At 72.0% G+C, this 15,744-nt stretch carries 11 protein-coding genes; 5 read left to right on the plus strand and 6 right to left on the minus strand.

Annotated elements, in window-relative coordinates; translation table 11 throughout:
- Positions 1 to 45 precede the first annotated feature (45 nt).
- Positions 46 to 1,119, minus strand: a complete 1,074-nt coding sequence (locus tag KV557_RS15255) for a Gfo/Idh/MocA family oxidoreductase (protein WP_218200444.1) — start codon at positions 1,117 to 1,119, stop codon at positions 46 to 48.
- A 266-nt stretch (positions 1,120 to 1,385) separates the two neighbouring features.
- On the opposite strand from KV557_RS15255, the gene KV557_RS15260 reads away from it, so the two are divergent.
- From KV557_RS15260 to KV557_RS15275, 4 genes are all read left to right on the plus strand, one after another.
- Positions 1,386 to 2,165, plus strand: a complete 780-nt coding sequence (locus tag KV557_RS15260; protein WP_218200445.1) for an HAD-IIA family hydrolase — start codon at positions 1,386 to 1,388, stop codon at positions 2,163 to 2,165.
- A 95-nt stretch (positions 2,166 to 2,260) separates the two neighbouring features.
- Entirely contained in the window at positions 2,261 to 3,430 is a 1,170-nt protein-coding gene (locus KV557_RS15265; protein WP_218200446.1) for a low temperature requirement protein A, read from the plus strand.
- 123 nt (positions 3,431 to 3,553) lie between these two features.
- Positions 3,554 to 4,231: a uracil-DNA glycosylase gene (locus KV557_RS15270; RefSeq protein ID WP_218200594.1), complete on the plus strand. Its 678-nt coding sequence runs from the start codon at positions 3,554 to 3,556 to the stop codon at positions 4,229 to 4,231.
- Positions 4,232 to 4,515: 284 nt separating this feature from the next.
- Positions 4,516 to 5,433 carry a glycoside hydrolase family 6 protein gene (locus tag KV557_RS15275; RefSeq protein ID WP_308129910.1) on the plus strand — a complete coding sequence of 306 codons (918 nt, stop codon included), beginning with the start codon at positions 4,516 to 4,518 and terminating at the stop codon, positions 5,431 to 5,433.
- 24 nt (positions 5,434 to 5,457) lie between these two features.
- On the opposite strand, the gene KV557_RS15280 is transcribed toward KV557_RS15275, so the two are convergent.
- From KV557_RS15280 to KV557_RS15295, 4 genes are all read right to left on the minus strand, one after another.
- Positions 5,458 to 7,317, minus strand: a complete 1,860-nt coding sequence (locus KV557_RS15280) for a galactose oxidase-like domain-containing protein (RefSeq protein ID WP_218200596.1) — start codon at positions 7,315 to 7,317, stop codon at positions 5,458 to 5,460.
- 148 nt (positions 7,318 to 7,465) lie between these two features.
- Positions 7,466 to 9,376, minus strand: a complete 1,911-nt coding sequence (locus KV557_RS15285; protein ID WP_256177454.1) for a glycosyltransferase family 2 protein — start codon at positions 9,374 to 9,376, stop codon at positions 7,466 to 7,468.
- Positions 9,377 to 9,914: 538 nt separating this feature from the next.
- Positions 9,915 to 11,192, minus strand: coding sequence for a hypothetical protein (locus KV557_RS15290; RefSeq protein ID WP_218200449.1), 1,278 nt, complete (start codon positions 11,190 to 11,192; stop codon positions 9,915 to 9,917).
- 259 nt (positions 11,193 to 11,451) lie between these two features.
- Positions 11,452 to 12,039 (minus strand): DedA family protein, encoded by a 588-nt coding sequence (locus KV557_RS15295; RefSeq protein WP_218200597.1) that lies wholly within the window; start codon positions 12,037 to 12,039, stop codon positions 11,452 to 11,454.
- A gap of 592 nt (positions 12,040 to 12,631) precedes the next feature.
- On the opposite strand from KV557_RS15295, the gene KV557_RS15300 reads away from it, so the two are divergent.
- Positions 12,632 to 13,726, plus strand: a complete 1,095-nt coding sequence (locus KV557_RS15300) for an LLM class flavin-dependent oxidoreductase (protein WP_218200450.1) — start codon at positions 12,632 to 12,634, stop codon at positions 13,724 to 13,726.
- Positions 13,727 to 13,784: 58 nt separating this feature from the next.
- Here KV557_RS15300 and KV557_RS15305 read toward each other — a convergent pair whose 3' ends face one another.
- Complete coding sequence (locus KV557_RS15305; RefSeq protein WP_308129911.1) at positions 13,785 to 15,710, minus strand: putative bifunctional diguanylate cyclase/phosphodiesterase; 1,926 nt, start codon at positions 15,708 to 15,710, stop codon at positions 13,785 to 13,787.
- Positions 15,711 to 15,744: the final 34 nt, after the last annotated feature.

The raw sequence follows: 15,744 nt of genomic DNA on the forward strand, positions 1-15,744 counted from the left end.
CCGCCGCGGCCCGCAGTGGGGGTCTGCGAGCCGCGTGGCGGGCCGTCAGGGGAGGCGGACCGTCGTCCCCGTGGCGGCGGAGGTGCGGGCGGCTTCGAGGATGGTGAGCGTGGTGGCCGCGTCGCGCGGGTCGACGGGGGGCGGGGCGCCGGGGGTGGCCAGGGCGGTGGCGATGCCGGCGTAGTAGGCGGGGTAGTCGCCGGGGTCGGTGGGGAGGGAGATCGCGGACTCGTCGGTGCCGAGGGTGCCGTACTGGGCGGGCTGGTCGGCGCCCCACGGCCGGGTGCCGTCGGGGCGGCGGCCGGCGCGGAGGTCGGCCTCCTGCGGGTCCATGCCGGACTTGACGTACCCGGCGGTGTCGCCGAGGACGCGCAGGCGGGGGCCGGTGAGCGGGGTGAGGGCGCTGGTCCACAGGTGGGAGTGGGTGCCGGAGGCGTGGGTGAGGGCGAGGAAGGCGTCGTCGTCGACGACCGCGCCGTCCCGGCGGACATCGATCTCCGCGTACACCGTCGCGACCGGCCCGAACAGGGTGAGCGCCTGGTCGACCAGGTGGCTGCCCAGGTCGTAGAGGGTGCCGCCGGCCTCGGCGGGGTCGGCGAGTTCGCGCCAGCCGGGCTTGGGCTTCGGCCGGAACCGCTCGAAGCGGGACTCGAAGCGGTGCACCCGGCCGAGCGCGCCGCCGCGGACGAGGCGGGAGGCGGTGAGGAAGTCGCCGTCCCAGCGCCGGTTCTGGAACACGGAGAGCAGGACGTTCTGCGACTCGGCGAGCCGGCACAGCTCCAGCGCCTCGGCGGCGGTGCCGGCCAGCGGCTTGTCGACGACGGTGGCCAGCCCGGCGCGCAGGGCGGCGCGGGCGAGCGGGGCGTGGGTGCGGTTGGGGGTCGCGATGACGACGAGGTCGAGCGCGCCCGGGTCGGCGAGCAGCTGCTCGGGGGTGTCGACGGCGCGGGCGTCGGGGTGCTCGCGGTGCAGCTGGGCGCGGCGCTCCGGGTTGGCGGTGACCACGGCGTCCAGCCGGAGCCCGGGGGTGGTGGCGATGAGCGGGGCGTGGAAGGCGGAGCCGGCCAGGCCGTAGCCGATCAGGCCGACGCGGAAGGGGCGGGGGGTCTCGGAGCTCATGCGCCCACCTCGCTTCGCTCGGCAGGGGCATTCGCCCATGCGCAGATTTCGATGACTCTCCCCCAGCCTTCGGCCGGGGGGACCCCCATGCTTCGCTCGCTCATGCACTCCATTCGATCACAACGGTGCCCGGTTGCTCCCGGTTCCTCCGGACCGGCGGCCGCGTTCCGGAGGGCGGGACGTGCTGCCGTCGGCCAGGCGTGCGGATTAGGCTGTGCCGCGTCAGGGCCTTCGCAAGACGTTGCAACACTTCGGGAGACACGCACGTGGCAGACCGCAAGCCCATCGAGTCCTGGCTGACCGACATGGACGGCGTCCTCATCCACGAGGGCACGCCGATCCCCGGCGCGGAGGAGTTCCTGCGCCGGCTGCGGGAGTCCGGGAAGCCGTTCCTGGTCCTCACCAACAACTCCATCTACACGCCGCGCGACCTCAGCGCCCGCCTGGCCGGGATGGGCCTGGAGGTGCCGGAGGAGTGCATCTGGACCTCGGCCCTGGCCACCGCCAAGTTCCTCAAGGGCCAGCGCCCGGGCGGCACCGCGTACGTGATCGGCGAGGCGGGGCTCACCACCGCGCTGTACCAGGCCGGTTACGTGCTGACCGACAACAACCCGGACTACGTCGTCCTCGGCGAGACCCGCACCTACAGCTTCGAGGCGCTGACCAAGGCGATCCGCCTGATCAACCAGGGCGCCCGGTTCATCTGCACCAACCCGGACGAGACCGGCCCGTCCCCCGAGGGCGTGCTGCCTGCCACCGGCTCGGTCGCGGCGCTGATCACCAAGGCGACCGGTGTCGAGCCGTACTTCGTCGGCAAGCCGAACCCGCTGATGATGCGCGAGGCGCTGAACACGGCCGGTGCCCACTCCGAGACCGCCGTGATGATCGGCGACCGGATGGACACCGACATCGTCGCGGGCATGGAGGCCGGCATGGAGACCATCCTGGTGCTCACCGGCCTGACCGCCGCCGCCGACGTGGAGCGCTTCCCGTACCGGCCGACCCGCGTGGTCAAGTCGATCGCGGACCTGGTCGAGCTGGTCTAGCGTCTGCGGTGCTGTCACGGGCTCCGCTCCGGCCGATGGCCGGGGCGGAGCCCGTTTTCGTACGTGTGGGGAGTACGTGTGGGGAGGAACGGCGGATGAGCACCACGGGGGAGCCCGGGAGCGAGGAGAAGCGGGTCACGTGGGCCGAGCTCTACTTCGACCTGGTCTTCGTCTTCGCGATCACGCAGGTCTCGGGCCTGCTGCACCACCACCACGACTGGACGGGCGTCGCCCGGGCGCTCGTCGTGTTCGTGCCGGTGTACTGGTGCTGGGTCGGCACCACCGTGCAGGCCAACATCCGGGACGTGGACAACCTGCGGGACCGGTTGGGCATCCTGCTGGTCGGCCTGGGGGGCCTGTTCATGGCGCTCGCCGTGCCGGACGCGTTCGGCGGGCGCGGGGTGCTGCTGGGTGCCGCGTACTGGCTGGGCCGGGTGGTGCTGCTGATCCTGATGATCCGCATCACCGGCATCTGGCACGGCCCGTACGGGGCGGGCGTGCTGGTCAGCGGGCCGCTGCTGGTGGTGGGCGGGCTGCTGCCGGACGGGCCGCGGCTGGCGCTGTGGGCGGTGGCGGCGCTGTGCGACCTGTCGGTGCCGCTGGTGTTCCGGCGGCGGCTGGCCGCGGTGGCGTACCACCCGGCGCACATGCCGGAGCGGTTCGCGACGTTCCTGCTGGTGGCGCTCGGCGAGTCGATCGTCGGGATCGGCGCGACGGCCGCCCGGGCCCGCCTGGACGCGGCCGAACTGACCGCCGTGGCGGCCGCGTTCACCATCTCGGCGGGCCTGTGGTGGCAGTACTTCGTCTACGCGGCGGACGCGATGCGGCACGCTGTGGTGATCGCCGACTCGCGCCGGGACGTGATCCGGCGGATCTTCCAGTACGGGCATCTGGCGCTGGTCGCCGGGGTGATCGGGGTGGCGGTCGGCTTCGGGGAGACGGTCGCGGACCCGTGGCGGGCGCTCGGCCCGGGGGCGGTGGCGCTGCTGTACGGCGGCTGCGGGCTGTACCTGCTGACCTTCGGCTACACCCGGTGGATGATGTTCCGCAAGGTGGCGACGACCCGCCTGATCGCGGCGGCGGTGGTGCTGGCACTGCTGCCCGCGATGGTCCGGCTGCCGGCGCTGGCGGTGCTGGTGACGCTGGCGGTGCTGCTGGTGGCGCTCAACGTGGTAGAGCACTTCAGGGTGGAGCGGGCCGCTGCCGTCCCTCCAGCCCCGCCAACCCCCGCTCCGGCGGAGCGACCTGTCGGTGGGCCTGTGTAGCGTTCGGGGTGCAAAAGGGCGTGCGGCGCCAGGGCCGCGGTGTGGGAGGTAGATGTCGTGACGGACACGGTCGAGGCGGACGTGGTCGAGGCGGACGCGGTCGGGGCCGGCGAGGGCGGCGGGCTGGAGCTGCCCGAGTCCTGGCGCGCGGTGCTGGGCGCCGAGACGGAGAAGCCGTACTTCGCCGAGCTGGCGGCCTTCGTGGCGGCCGAGCGCGCGGAGCACCAGGTGTTCCCGCCGAGCGGCCAGGAGTTCGCCGCGCTGGCGGCCACGCCGTACGAGAAGGTGCGCGTGCTGGTGCTCGGCCAGGACCCGTACCACGACGACGGCCAGGCCCACGGCATGAGCTTCTCGGTGCTGCCGGGCACCAAGACGCCGCCGTCGCTGCGCAACATCTTCAAGGAGCTGGACGCCGACCTCGGCATCCCGGCGCCGGACAACGGCTACCTGATGCACTGGGCCGAGCAGGGCGTGCTGCTGCTCAACGCGGTGCTCACGGTGCGCGCGCACGAGGCCAACTCGCACAAGGCGAAGGGCTGGGAGAAGTTCACCGACGCCGTGATCAAGGCGGTCAGCGAGCGCGACGAGCCGGTGGTCTTCGTGCTGTGGGGCAACTACGCGAAGAAGAAGCTGCCGCTGATCGACACCGAGAAGCATGTGGTGGTGCAGGGCGCGCACCCGTCGCCGCTGTCGGCCAAGCTGTTCTTCGGCAGCCGCCCGTTCTCGCAGATCAACGCGGCGCTGGACGACTTCGGCGCCGACCCGATCGACTGGCAGGTGCCGAACCTCAAGAAGGCCTGACCGCACAGCACGCCGAGCGCGACGAACGGACGGGCCGACACCCCGTCCGTTCGTGGCCATCCGTTGTTCACCGCCGGTGGCCACCGGCCCGCGCCCGGTGTGCTTAGCTGGTCGCGACCCGGTCGCCGGACGGGGTCTGGGAGGGGCGGAGCGTGCGCCGGGTGGGGCGGATAGCGGGTGTCCGATGGGCCGTGGGGGCGGCCCTGTTGGGGCTGTTGGCGGGTACCGCGGGCTGTAGCGGATCGAGTGGCCGGAGCGGTCCGACGGCCGCGCCGAGCAGCGCCGTGCCGACCCCCGCCCCGACGCCCGGCGGGCTTGCCCAGCTCCCCGGCCAGGCCTTCTACGTTTCCGACCAGACCTCCGCCGCCCGGCAGTTGACCGCCCTGCGCGACCAGGGACGGACGGCCGAGGCGGACGCGCTGCTCAGGATCGCGTCCCAGCCCTCCTCGCAGTGGCTCGGCGAGCAGAGCGCCAAGAGCATCGTCGAGCAGGTGAGCCGCCGCGCCGCCGAGGCGGACCGGACGCCGGTCTTCGTCGCCTACAACATCCCGCACCGCGACTGCGGCCTGTACTCGGCCGGCGGCGCCACCGACGCCGCGTCCTACCGGACCTGGATCACCGGCCTCGCGGAGGCGCTCGGTGACCGCAGGGCCTGGGTGGTCCTGGAGCCGGACGCGGTCGCGCACACCCTGGACTCCTGCGGGGTCAAGGGCGACGCTGCCGCCGAGCGGTACGGCCTCCTGGCCTTCGCCGTCCAGGAGTTGAAGAAGCGTCCGCAGGTGCGGGTCTACCTGGACGCGGGCAACCCCGGCTGGGCGCAGGACCCTTCGGCGATGGCCGACGCGCTGCGCAGGGCCGGGATCGGCGTCGCGGACGGCTTCGCGGTGAACGTCTCCAACTTCTACGGCACCGACCGCAACGCGGAGTACGGGGCCCGGCTCTCCGCTGCGCTGGGCGGCAAGCACTTCGTCATCGACACCAGCCGCAACGGCAACGGCCCGCTGGGCAGCGACGCCTGGTGCAACCCGCCCGGCCGCGCGCTCGGCGAGCCGCCGACCGCCGACACCGGCCGGCCCGGGGTGGACGCGTACCTGTGGATCAAGAACCCGGGGGAGTCCGACGGCGAATGCGGCCGCGGCGAGCCCCACGCGGGCGAGTTCTGGCTGCCGTACGCGCTGGGACTGGCGCAGGCGGCCCGCTGACGCACGGGCCGCCGTGTGCGGCATTCACCCGGTGACCTGGATCCACCGCGCCACCGACGGAGTCCCGGCGCTGTCCGTCAGGAACAGCATGTACCACCCGGGCGGCAGCAGGTTGGGGTTGCCCGGCAGGGTGAGCGAGACGCCGTCGGCCGTGCGCCCGGTGACGTCCAGGGCCACCGACCGCTGCTCGACGTCGGTCACGTGGGTGACCGAACTCGGCCTGATCAGCTTGGCGGTGGCGACCGCCTCTGGCCGCGCGGTGCCGACCGTGACCGTGCCGCCGAGCTTCGCGCTCTCCGGCGCGGCGGTGACCTGCGGACGGTCGCCGTGGAACAGGTACGCCGGGGTGTAGAGCTCGATCCGCTGCTCGAAGCCGCCCGGCGTGGTGTTGGCCTCGTCCGCGAAGAGCGGGTTGGAGCCGAGGACGGCGACCCGGCCGTCCGGGAGCAGCAGCGCCTCGGAGTGGTAGTCGCGGCCGACGGTCGGCTCGGCGGCGGTGGTGAAGGTGTTGCTGTCCGGGTGGTACACCTGCGCCTTGAGCAGGTCGCTGCCGCTCTTGCCCCGGTAGCCGCTCGAACCGCCGGTGGTGAACACGGTGTCGTCCGGCAGGATCACGCTGTTGAGGTAGCGGGTGCCGCCGGCCGGCAGGTCCGGGCCGGGGGTGAAGGCGGGCTTGGGGGCGGAGAGGTCGGCGATGTCGGTGCGGGCGGTGGACAGCGGTGACTCGCCGACGCCCCCGCCGCCGAGCACCATGACCTTCTGCGCCTGCGCGGGCGGCAGCAGCACCGAGGACGAGGTCTCGGTGAGGGCCGGGTCGCGCAGGCCGGGGACGGGCTGGAAGCTGTTGTTCGACAGGTCCCACAGGCCGGGCTCGCGGCCCTTGTCGGCCGGGCCGTAGCCGGCGTTGGAGCCGGAGTAGAAGAGCTTGCCCGAAGTGGTCAGGAAGATCGACGGATAGGTGGGGAAGTACCGGTCGGGGGCCTTGGCCCAGGTCTTGTTCTTCGGGTCGTAGACCTCGTTGTCGTTGCCGGTGAGGATCTGCCCGGTGTCGTCCAGCCCGGAGACGGTGACCACCCGGCCGTCGCCGAGCCCGGTCAGCGTCGGGTACCAGCGGGCGTGGGCCATGTCGGTGACCTGCTCGTACAGTTCGGTGTCCGGGTTGAACTCGAACGCCGAGCGGATGCCCTGGTACTCCTGCTTCTCCAGGGTCATCCTGTCGCTCATGCCGTACAGGTTGTGGGCGTCGACGCCGGTCAGGCCCTTGATCCGGTACTGGGCGCGGCCCTCGGTGACGTAGTCCCTGCCCTCCCCGACGGCCTCGACGAAGACGTGCTGCTCGCTGGCCGTGACGACGGTCCCGGCGCCGGAGCCGGTCTTCACCGCGGCCGGGACGGTCACCGGGGCGGTGGTGGCGTACTCGCGGCCGTTCGGGGCGACGAAGACGGTGCCCTTGGGGAAGGTCCGGGCGCGGTCGGGGCTCTCGTTGCGCACCCGCATGGTGCCGGCGGCCTTCTTCACCGCGCCGTCCAGCTTCTCGTACCGCTGGGTGCCGCCGGCCACGAGCAGGCGGCCGTCGGGCAGCGAGGTGTGACCGCCGCAGAACATGTCCTCGGGGGTGGGGATCAGCTTGTAGGTGTTCTTGGCCGGATCCCAGAGCAGGCTCTTGAAGGTGCCCGCGTCGAAGTGCTTCTCGTCGTTGCCGGAGCCGGCCACGATGAGCACCTTGCCGGTGCGCAGCAGCGAGGCGTGGACGGCATTCACCCGGAACTCGGCGGGCAGGCCGAGGGTCTGCCAGTGGCCGTACTCGGCCTTGTACTCGGGGCGGTTGATCACGTACTGGTGGTACTGGTCGGTGGCGAAGCCGAGGACGGCCGGCGCGTTCATCCCGGCCACGGTCAGCGCGACCGTGCTGCCGAGGGCGAAGCGCCTGGTCCGGCCAGCGTTGTGGATCTTCACGGTGGTTGGTCCCCTCGTCGTGCGGGCTCGTCGTGCGGGCTCGGCGAGAACGGCTGCGGGCCCGTCGGAACCCTGCTCAGCGGGTCGTTGTGGGCTCGGCGTGCTGGGGCGGAAGGGTCGGCTTCCGGAGCTCGACGGTGGGCTGGTCGAGCCGGATCACCGGCCTCCTGAGCTGGACGGTGGGCTGGTCGACCCGGACGGCGGTGGCCGCCGGGTGGCCGTCGGTCACGGTGAGGGTGGCCGTGGGCCGGGCGCGGCGTCGGCGGACGGCGTCCGCGGCCAGCACCAGCATCGGCAGCACCGTCACGAACAGGGCGATGAACGCCCAGGTGCGCATGGCCGTATGGTCGTACCCGGTGAAGAACGACGCGGTGATCGCGCCCCCGAACACCAGCGTCCAGAACAGGTGCAGCCGGAAGGTGGTGAGCCGGTCGGGGCTGGCCGAGCCGCCCTTCGGCGTGACGACGAAGCGGCTGCGCCGCCGCAGCACGGCCTGGACGAGCGCGGCCGCGTAGACCGGGCCGCAGAGCGCCGACATCACCATGCCGGCGACCCCGGAGGAGCCGGCCGGCTCGTGCGGGCTCACGTTGTGCTTGCGGTTCCAGGTGTAGAGCAGGAGTTGGAGGGCGGCGGCGTCGCTGTAGAGCATCATCCAGATCTCCGAGGAGACGTGGACGCCGGAGGCCCCGAAGACCAGGTAGAGCACGCTGGAGGCCGCGCCGAGCAGCCAGGTCAGCGCCGCCATCGGGTAGAAGCACACCATCAGCGAGTAGTTGAGCAGCCGCCCGGGCGAGAGCTTCCAGAGCACCCGCCAGTACTGGGTGAGCAGGGTCTCGTAGGTGCCGCGGCTCCAGCGCAGTTGCTGGGAGAAGAAGTCCGTCCAGGAGGAGGGGCCTTCACCGACCGCGAGAACGTCCGGGGTGTAGACGGACTTCCAGCGCGCACCGGTGGCGGGGTTTCGGCTGCGGTGGAACTCCAGACCGGTCGCCATGTCCTCCGTGATGGAGTCGTACAACCCGCCGATCGACTGGAGCGCGCTGATTCGTACGGCGTTGTTCGTGCCGACGAACATCGGTGCGCCGTAACGGTTTCCGGCGCGCTGGATGAGCGCGTGGAAGAGGTACTGCTGGCTCTCGGAGAATGCGGTGACGGCCGAGCCGGAGCTGCGGTAGTTCCCGTACACCTGGGGTCCGACCACGAATGCGACGTCGGGGTCTCGGAAGTAGCCGAGCATGCGTTCGCAGAAGTCCGGCAGCGGCACGTGGTCGGTGTCGACCGAGACCCAGAAGTCGTAGTCGCCGCCGTGCGCCTGGAGCCAGGCGTTGTAGTTGCCGTGCTTGGTCCCGGCGCGGAACCGGCCCTTGGGGCGGTTCCAGTGCGGGCGGGCGAAGCGGCTGAAGTGGTGGACGCCCAGCTCGGCGCAGAGAGCGCGCATCGCAGGATCGTTTCCCTCGTCCAACAGCCAGACGTCGTACGGGCCTTCGTGCCGCACGGCGCGCGCCGCGGCGAGCGTGGCCCGGACCATCTCCGGCGGCTCCTTGCCCGGTACGCAGGTGGTGAGGAACGCGACCCGGGTGCCGGGCTCGGGCGTCACGGGTATCGGGTCCCGGGCGACGAGGGTGGCGTGGGTGTTGGAGATGACGTTGACCAGCCGGAACACCTCGACGACGGCGATGATTCCGATCATCACCTTGTCGGCGGTGAGCAGCCAGACGTGGGTCTCCCCGGGGCGCTCCGGCCAGTGCTCGGGCAGCAGCAGCCAGATGAGCAGCACCGCCTCCACCACGGGGGCGGCCATCAGCAGCAGGGCCGCGCGGATCCGGTGCGGCTCGCGGCGCATCAGGCTGCGGTACCGGACGCGGTACGGTTCGCCGTCCGGACCGGCCATGGCGTCGTCGGTCCGGTAGACGCCTTCGTCGGGATCGATGGCCGGTCCGGCGAGCCGGCTGAAGTGGGCGTAGTCGTAAGGGGCTTCGGGGACGGGCATGGCGGCCAGGGCGTCGTCGACCTGTGCGCTTCCTCGTCCGTGGGCCGTCCCGGCGTGCTTCTCTCGCGAGAACGGCTTGCTCATGGTGTGTTCCCCCCGGAGTCTTCCGTTGCCTGGCTTCGCCGTCGCTTCGGAGCCGCCCGGGGCAGAACACTGCCCGGTGAACTGCGAGGGTTCAGGCAGTTTCCGGGCCGTTTGTCACATAAACCGTGAGCAATCAATTCTATTGTGTGACTGCATGGCGGGCTTCGAATGTGGGATCCCGACGCACTTCCCAGCTTCCCCTCCGGGTGCGCGGGATCCTTGGCGTGTTCAACTCTCCCGGAGGGCCGCGGTGATCGCAACCGATCCGAGAAATGATCAGTGCGCAAGCGTGAAGATACTACGGTTCCAAGCCAAACTGGTGACGGGTAGTGATATTGACGCCGATTTCACATGACCGGCACCCGCCGAGTACCGAATGAACGTACGACGGCCGGGCCTCGCCCGAGGTCCGGCCGTCGCATCGGTGTCGCGCATCGGTGTCGTATCAGCGCCGTCAGCCGGCCGCGCCCAGGAAGGTCTCCCACCCGCCGGTCGGTGCCTGGCCGACGTTGAGGGTGCGCAACTTGCGCAGGGTGGACTGGTCCTGCACCTCCAGCCACTCGACCAGCTGCTTGAAGGAGACCATCCGTACCTCCGGCTTGCCGGCGATGGCCTTGAGGGTCTCCTCGACGGCGTCCATGTAGATGCCGCCGTTCCACTGCTCGAAGTGGTTGCCGATGAAGAACGGCGCCCGGTTGCTGTTGTAGGCGCGGTCGAAGCCTGCGAGGTAGGCGTCCCGGGCCTGGTTGCGCCAGTCGTTGTACTTGGCCGGGTCGCCCTTGGTGCTGCCGGCGGACTGGTTGGCCAGGATGTTGTAGTCCATCGACAGGACCTGGAAGGTGTGTCCGGGGAAGGGGATGGACTGCAGCGGGAAGTCCCAGACCTTGCCGTCCTGCACCTTCTGCGGCCATATCTGCAGACCGCCGGCGGAGCTGGCGTCGTACTTCCAGCCCAGCTTGGCCGCGGTCGGCAGCAGCGCCTTCTGCCCCTCCAGGCACGGGGTCCGGCCGCCGATGAGCTCCTTCTTGTAGTCGAAGGGGAGCGGGTCGACGTCGGTGAAGCCGGTGTTGGTCCGCCACTGCGTCACGAACCCGATCGCCTGGTCGATCTCGCTCTGCCAGTCGTCCGGGGTCCACATGTTGACCCCGTTCTTGTCCGGGCGGCTGGAGCAGAAGTGCCCGTTGAAGTGGGTGCCGATCTCGTGCCCGGCCAGCCAGGCCTGGCTGATCAGCTTGAGGGTGCTCTTGACCGCGCCGTCCGACAGGTACGGGATGTCGGAGGCGCCGACCGAGTGCTTCGGCGGGTGGTACAGGTCGGACTTGCCCTTGGGCAGGGCGTAGATCCCGGAGAGGAAGAAGGTCATCGTGGCCTTGTACTGCTCCGCCAGCTTGAGGAAGCGGGGGAACTGGCCGTCGTCGGTGCCGCCCGCGCCGTCCCAGGAGAAGACGACGAACTGCGGCGGACGCTCGCCCGGCTTGAGCTTCTCGGGCTTGGGCTGGTTCGGCTGCGGGCCGGTGTCCGCGTTCGAACCGTCACCGATCGGGGTGCCCTTGGGGACCGTGGTCCTGGTCGGGTCGGTGGTGTCCACCGGGGCCGCGTTGGGGGTGCCGGCGGAGGTCGAGGAGGAGGCCGGTCCCGAGTTGGACCCGCCGCTGGAGCAGGCCGCGACCGCGCCGAGAGCCGCGGTCGCTGCGGTGGCACTGAGCACGGTCCTGCGCGAGATGCTGGTCATGGTCTCCCCTGGGTGCCGACGGCCGGTGGTGCGGGCGGTCCTGGGCCGTACCGGTCAAATCGGGCAATTGATGAGTATTCCGCCGTTAGCATGTCATGTTGACCTGACGGCGACCAAGGTCGCCGAGGTCCGACGAGAGTCAATACGCCGGCCGCCCCCGGTCGGGCTGCAGGAACTCGTGCTCTGTTGCCGTCCTGTGACGCTTCACACCCGTGTGCGCCGCCAGGGCAGTACCGTACCGCCGGCAGGCCGGGGTCGGTCAGAGCGCGGCGAGCCGCCGGTTGCGGCGCACGATTCGCGCGATGGCGGTGCTCACCGTGGTGGCGGCCGCGCAGGAGACGGCCAGGCTGAGCCAGGCGGTGTCGAACCAATGGCTGTTCAGCCAGCCCAGCGTGACGATGTACGCGGCCCAGACCAGGGCTGCCAGCGCCGACCAGTGCAGGAACCGGTGCGGGTGGGCGGGGGAGTGGCCGATCGCCAGGTCGAGGACGGTCCGCCCGGCCGGCACGAACCGGGCGATCACCACCATCGCGGCGGCGGCGCCGCGCGGGCGTTCGGTCAGCGCCTGCTGAACTCTGGACACGCTGGCCGCGAGTTTCGGACGCCGGGCCAGCCGCCGCTGGAGCAGCGGCGCGCCGCGCCGGGCGAGGTGCAGCAGCAGGAGGTCGCCGAGGAACGAGGACACCGCCACCCCCAGGCCGAGCAGCACCGGGGCGCCGTTGATCTGTGCCGTCTTGAGTACGGCCAGGATGACCAGCGTGCCGCTCGGGAGGAAGGGTAGGAGGGCGTCGCCGAGTACGGCGCAGAGCGCCAGGGCGCAGATCCACGAGGATCCGATCGCCGCCACGAAGTTCAAGGCCCGTACTCCCTCCACGCCGCCCGGGGGAGCAGGTGGCTGCTGGGGTCAACGCTAGCGCCTCGACTTTTCATGCCATGAAGCACCCCGGGCATGTGCGGGATCACAGCGCGCGGGATCACGGCGAGGGAACGAAGCCCGCGAGGCCGACGGCACCCGCAGCCCGAGTGATCCGCGCCACATTCCATGGTGCCGCGCGTCGCGCCACCCATGGAACGAGCCCCCGGAGCGGGGTTGCCACTCCGGGGGCTCGCATGGATCGATCGGCGCTGGTCCAGCCCGACGACCTTGTCGGCGGAGCGCGGGTCCCATCGAGCCTCGCTCCTGATCACCAGCCTGCCGGACGCCGGCCGCCGTCCGCGAGCCCTGGGCCTGGCGACTTCCCGCTCTGGCGTGAAGTCGCCAATCGTGTCCGCCCGCTGGCTCTCCGTCAGCCGAACGGTCGGTCGGTTCCGGGCCGATCGCGGGCCGCCCGCGGGCCGACGGTGTGCTGCGGCACACTCCGCCGGCCGGGAACAGTGAGCCCGGGAGCGTGGTTGATCCCGGTCGGCAGCAGACAGGCACGGCCAGAAGGGCGGACGGCATGACCACCGAGGACCAGCAGGCGCACGGCACCGAGCCGCCCGCCCACCCCGCCGCGATCCGGGGCACCGCCCGCGGCACCGCGCCCGCCCCGCTCTCGATCCTCGACCTGGCCACCGTCGGCGTCGGCTACACCCCCGCCGAGGCACTCGCCGCCACCACCGCGCTCGCCCGCAACGCCGAGCAGTGGGGCTACCACCGCTTCTGGGTGGCCGAGCACCACGGCATGCCCGGCGTCGCCAGCTCCACTCCCGCCGTCCTGCTCGCCCACCTCGGCGCGAACACCACGATCCTGCGGCTCGGCTCGGGCGGGGTCATGCTCCCCAACCACGCTCCGCTGGCCATCGCCGAGCAGTTCGGCCTGCTGGAGGCCCTGCACCCCGGCCGGATCGACCTCGGCCTCGGCCGCGCCCCCGGCACCGACCCGGCCACCGCCCGGGCCCTGCGCCGCGGCCTCACCGAGGGCGCCGACGACTTCCCGCAGCAACTCGCCGAGCTGACCCACTTCCTCGACGGCGACTTCCCCGCGGGCCACCCCTACGCCCGGCTCACCGCCGTCCCCAAGGGCGACGGGCGCCCGCCGGTCTGGCTGCTCGGCTCCTCGGGCTTCAGCGCCCAGCTGGCCGGCCGCCTCGGCCTGCCGTTCGCGTTCGCCCACCACTTCAGCAGCGTCAACACCCTCCCGGCGCTCGACCTCTACCGGGACTCCTTCCGCCCCTCCGCCGTCCTCGACGAGCCCTACGCGCTGATCGGCGTGAGCGCGGTCGCCGCCGACGACGTGGACGCCGCCCGCCGCCTGGCCCGCTCGGCCGCCCTCGGCATGCTCCGCCTGCGCCGCGGCAACCCCGGCCCGATCCCCACCCCCGAAGAGGCCGAGTCCTACCCGTACAGCCCGGCCGAGGCGGACTTCATCGACAACTGGCTGGCAAACGTGGTCCTGGGCGCCCCGGGCGAGGTGGCGGACGGCCTGGAGTCCCTGCGCAAGCGGACCGGGGTGGACGAGCTGATGGTCACCTCCCACATCCACGGCCACGAAGCCCGCCTCCGGTCCTACGGCCTGATCGCCAAGGCCTACGGCCTCACGGCGGACGCCTGACGGCCGACCCCGGCCCCAGGCGGCTGTCGCGGAGCGAGGGGCCGCAACCGCCGCCCGGCTAGCGCTCGTTGCGGCCTGGACGGGCGTCGCGGAGTATGGCGGCGACCAGTTCGGCTTCGCCGGGCCGGGCGAAGTACCAGCCCTGGGCGGTGTCGCAGCCGGTGAGGCGGAGTCGTTCGGCCTGGGCGGCGTTCTCGATGCCCTCGGCGGTGACGGTCAGGCCGAGGGTGTGGGCCAGCTGCACCATCGCGCCGACGATCTGCTCGTCGGCGTCGGTGCGGCGCCCGTCGGACTCCTGGTGGTCCGGCCGGCCGGCCGGGTCGCGGAAGCCCTCGATGAAGGTGCCGTCGAGCTTGAGCACGTGGACCGGCAGCCGGGAGAGGTAGGCCAGGTTCGAGTAGCCGGTGCCGAAGTCGTCGATCGCGATCCGCACGCCCATGTCGGCGAGGGCCTGGAGGGCCTGGAGCGGGCGCCCGCCGGGGCCGAGCAGGGCGCTCTCGGTGATCTCCAGCTGGAGCAGCCGGGCCGGCAGACCGGTGCGTTCGAGCGCCCGGGCCACGTCGGCGACGATGTCGGAGTCCCAGATCTGCCGGGCGGCCAGGTTGACGCTGACGAACATCTCGGTCTCGGGGAACTCGGTGAGCCACTGCCGCGCCTGGCGGCAGGACTCCTCCAGCACCCACTTCCCGAGCGGCACGATCGCGCCGGACTCCTCGGCGAGCGGGATGAAGCGGTCCGGCGAGAGCGTCCCGTAGCGGGGGTGGCGCCAGCGGACCAGGGCCTCCGCGCCGTGCACCGCGCCGTCGGCGAGGCCGACCAGCGGCTGGTACTCGATGGTGAACTCGCCGCGCTCCAGGGCGGGCCGCAGCGCGGTGGCGAGCAGCTGGCGGGTGAGCTGGTGGGCGCCGCGGTCCGGGTCGTAGAGGGTCCAGCGGGCCCGGCCGTCGGCCTTGGACCAGTAGAGCGTGGCGTCGGCGTCCTTGACCAGGTCGGTCGGGGTGGTCTCGTGCACGGACCGCTCGACGACGCCGACGCTGGCGGTGATCACCAGCCGGTGCCCGGCGACGTCGAAGGGCCGTTCCAGCAGCGCGAGGATGCGGGCGGCCAGGTCGGTCAGCTGCTCGCTTCCGGCGCTGTCGGTGACCAGGACGGCGAACTCGTCGCCGCCCATCCGGGCCACCAGGTGGGGCTCGTGCCCGGAGAAGCCGCGGCGCAGCCGGGTGGCGACGGCGATCAGCAGCTGGTCGCCGATGTGGTGCCCGAGGGTCTCGTTGATCGCGGCGAAGCCGTCGAGGTCGAGGTAGCAGACGCCGACCCGGCGGCCGTTCACCGGCGCGGGATCCCCGGTGAGGCAGGCGGCGTCGAGCCGTTCGAAGAAGGAGGTGCGGTTGGGCAGCCGGGTCAGCGGGTCGTGCAGGGCCTGGTATTCCAGGCGGTCGCCGAGGCGGCGCTGCTCGGTGATGTCCTCCACCAGGGCGAGGGTGTAGAGGGGACGTCCGGCGCTGTCCCGGATCAGCGAGACGGTCACCTTGCTCCAGACCGTGCGGCCCTCGCGGTGCTTGAGCTGCTTCTCCACCCGGAACCGCTCGCGCCCGCTGTCGACGAGTTCGGGGAAGAGCCGGTGCGGCATGCCCTCCGGGTCGATGATCTCGTGCAGGTGGGTGCGGACCAGTTCGCCGACGCTCCGTCCGATGAGCGCCGCGAAGGCCGGGTTGACCTCGATGATCCGGTCCTCGGGGTCGATCAGCGCCATGCCGATGACCGCGTCGCAGAAGGCGGCCCGGAAGCGGGACTCGCTGGCGCGCAGCGCGGCCAGCAGCCGGTCGGTCCCCTCGTCGCCCAGCGGGTGGGCGCCGTTGGTCAACGGCGCCGAGCAGGTGGGGCAGAGCACCACTTCGGGGGCCGCATCCAGTGCCGCCCCGGGGACCGCCTCTGGCACGGGCTCGGGATCCGGCCCGGGCTCGCGCGGTTCGTCCAGGACCACGCCTGGGTGGTATGCGTCGGCCCCCTCGTTCTGG

Source organism: Kitasatospora aureofaciens (assembly GCF_019192735.1).
GTDB lineage: Bacteria > Actinomycetota > Actinomycetes > Streptomycetales > Streptomycetaceae > Kitasatospora > Kitasatospora aureofaciens_A.

Coding starts and splice junctions, on each gene's coding strand:
- KV557_RS15255 (WP_218200444.1), bottom strand. CDS start 1,119: ATGAGCTCCGAGACCCCCCGCCCCTTCCGCGTCGGCCTGATCGGCTAC.
- KV557_RS15265 (WP_218200446.1), top strand. CDS start 2,261: ATGAGCACCACGGGGGAGCCCGGGAGCGAGGAGAAGCGGGTCACGTGG.
- KV557_RS15280 (WP_218200596.1), bottom strand. CDS start 7,317: ATGAACGCGCCGGCCGTCCTCGGCTTCGCCACCGACCAGTACCACCAG.
- KV557_RS15285 (WP_256177454.1), bottom strand. CDS start 9,376: ATGCCCGTCCCCGAAGCCCCTTACGACTACGCCCACTTCAGCCGGCTC.
- KV557_RS15290 (WP_218200449.1), bottom strand. CDS start 11,192: ATGACCAGCATCTCGCGCAGGACCGTGCTCAGTGCCACCGCAGCGACC.
- KV557_RS15300 (WP_218200450.1), top strand. CDS start 12,632: ATGACCACCGAGGACCAGCAGGCGCACGGCACCGAGCCGCCCGCCCAC.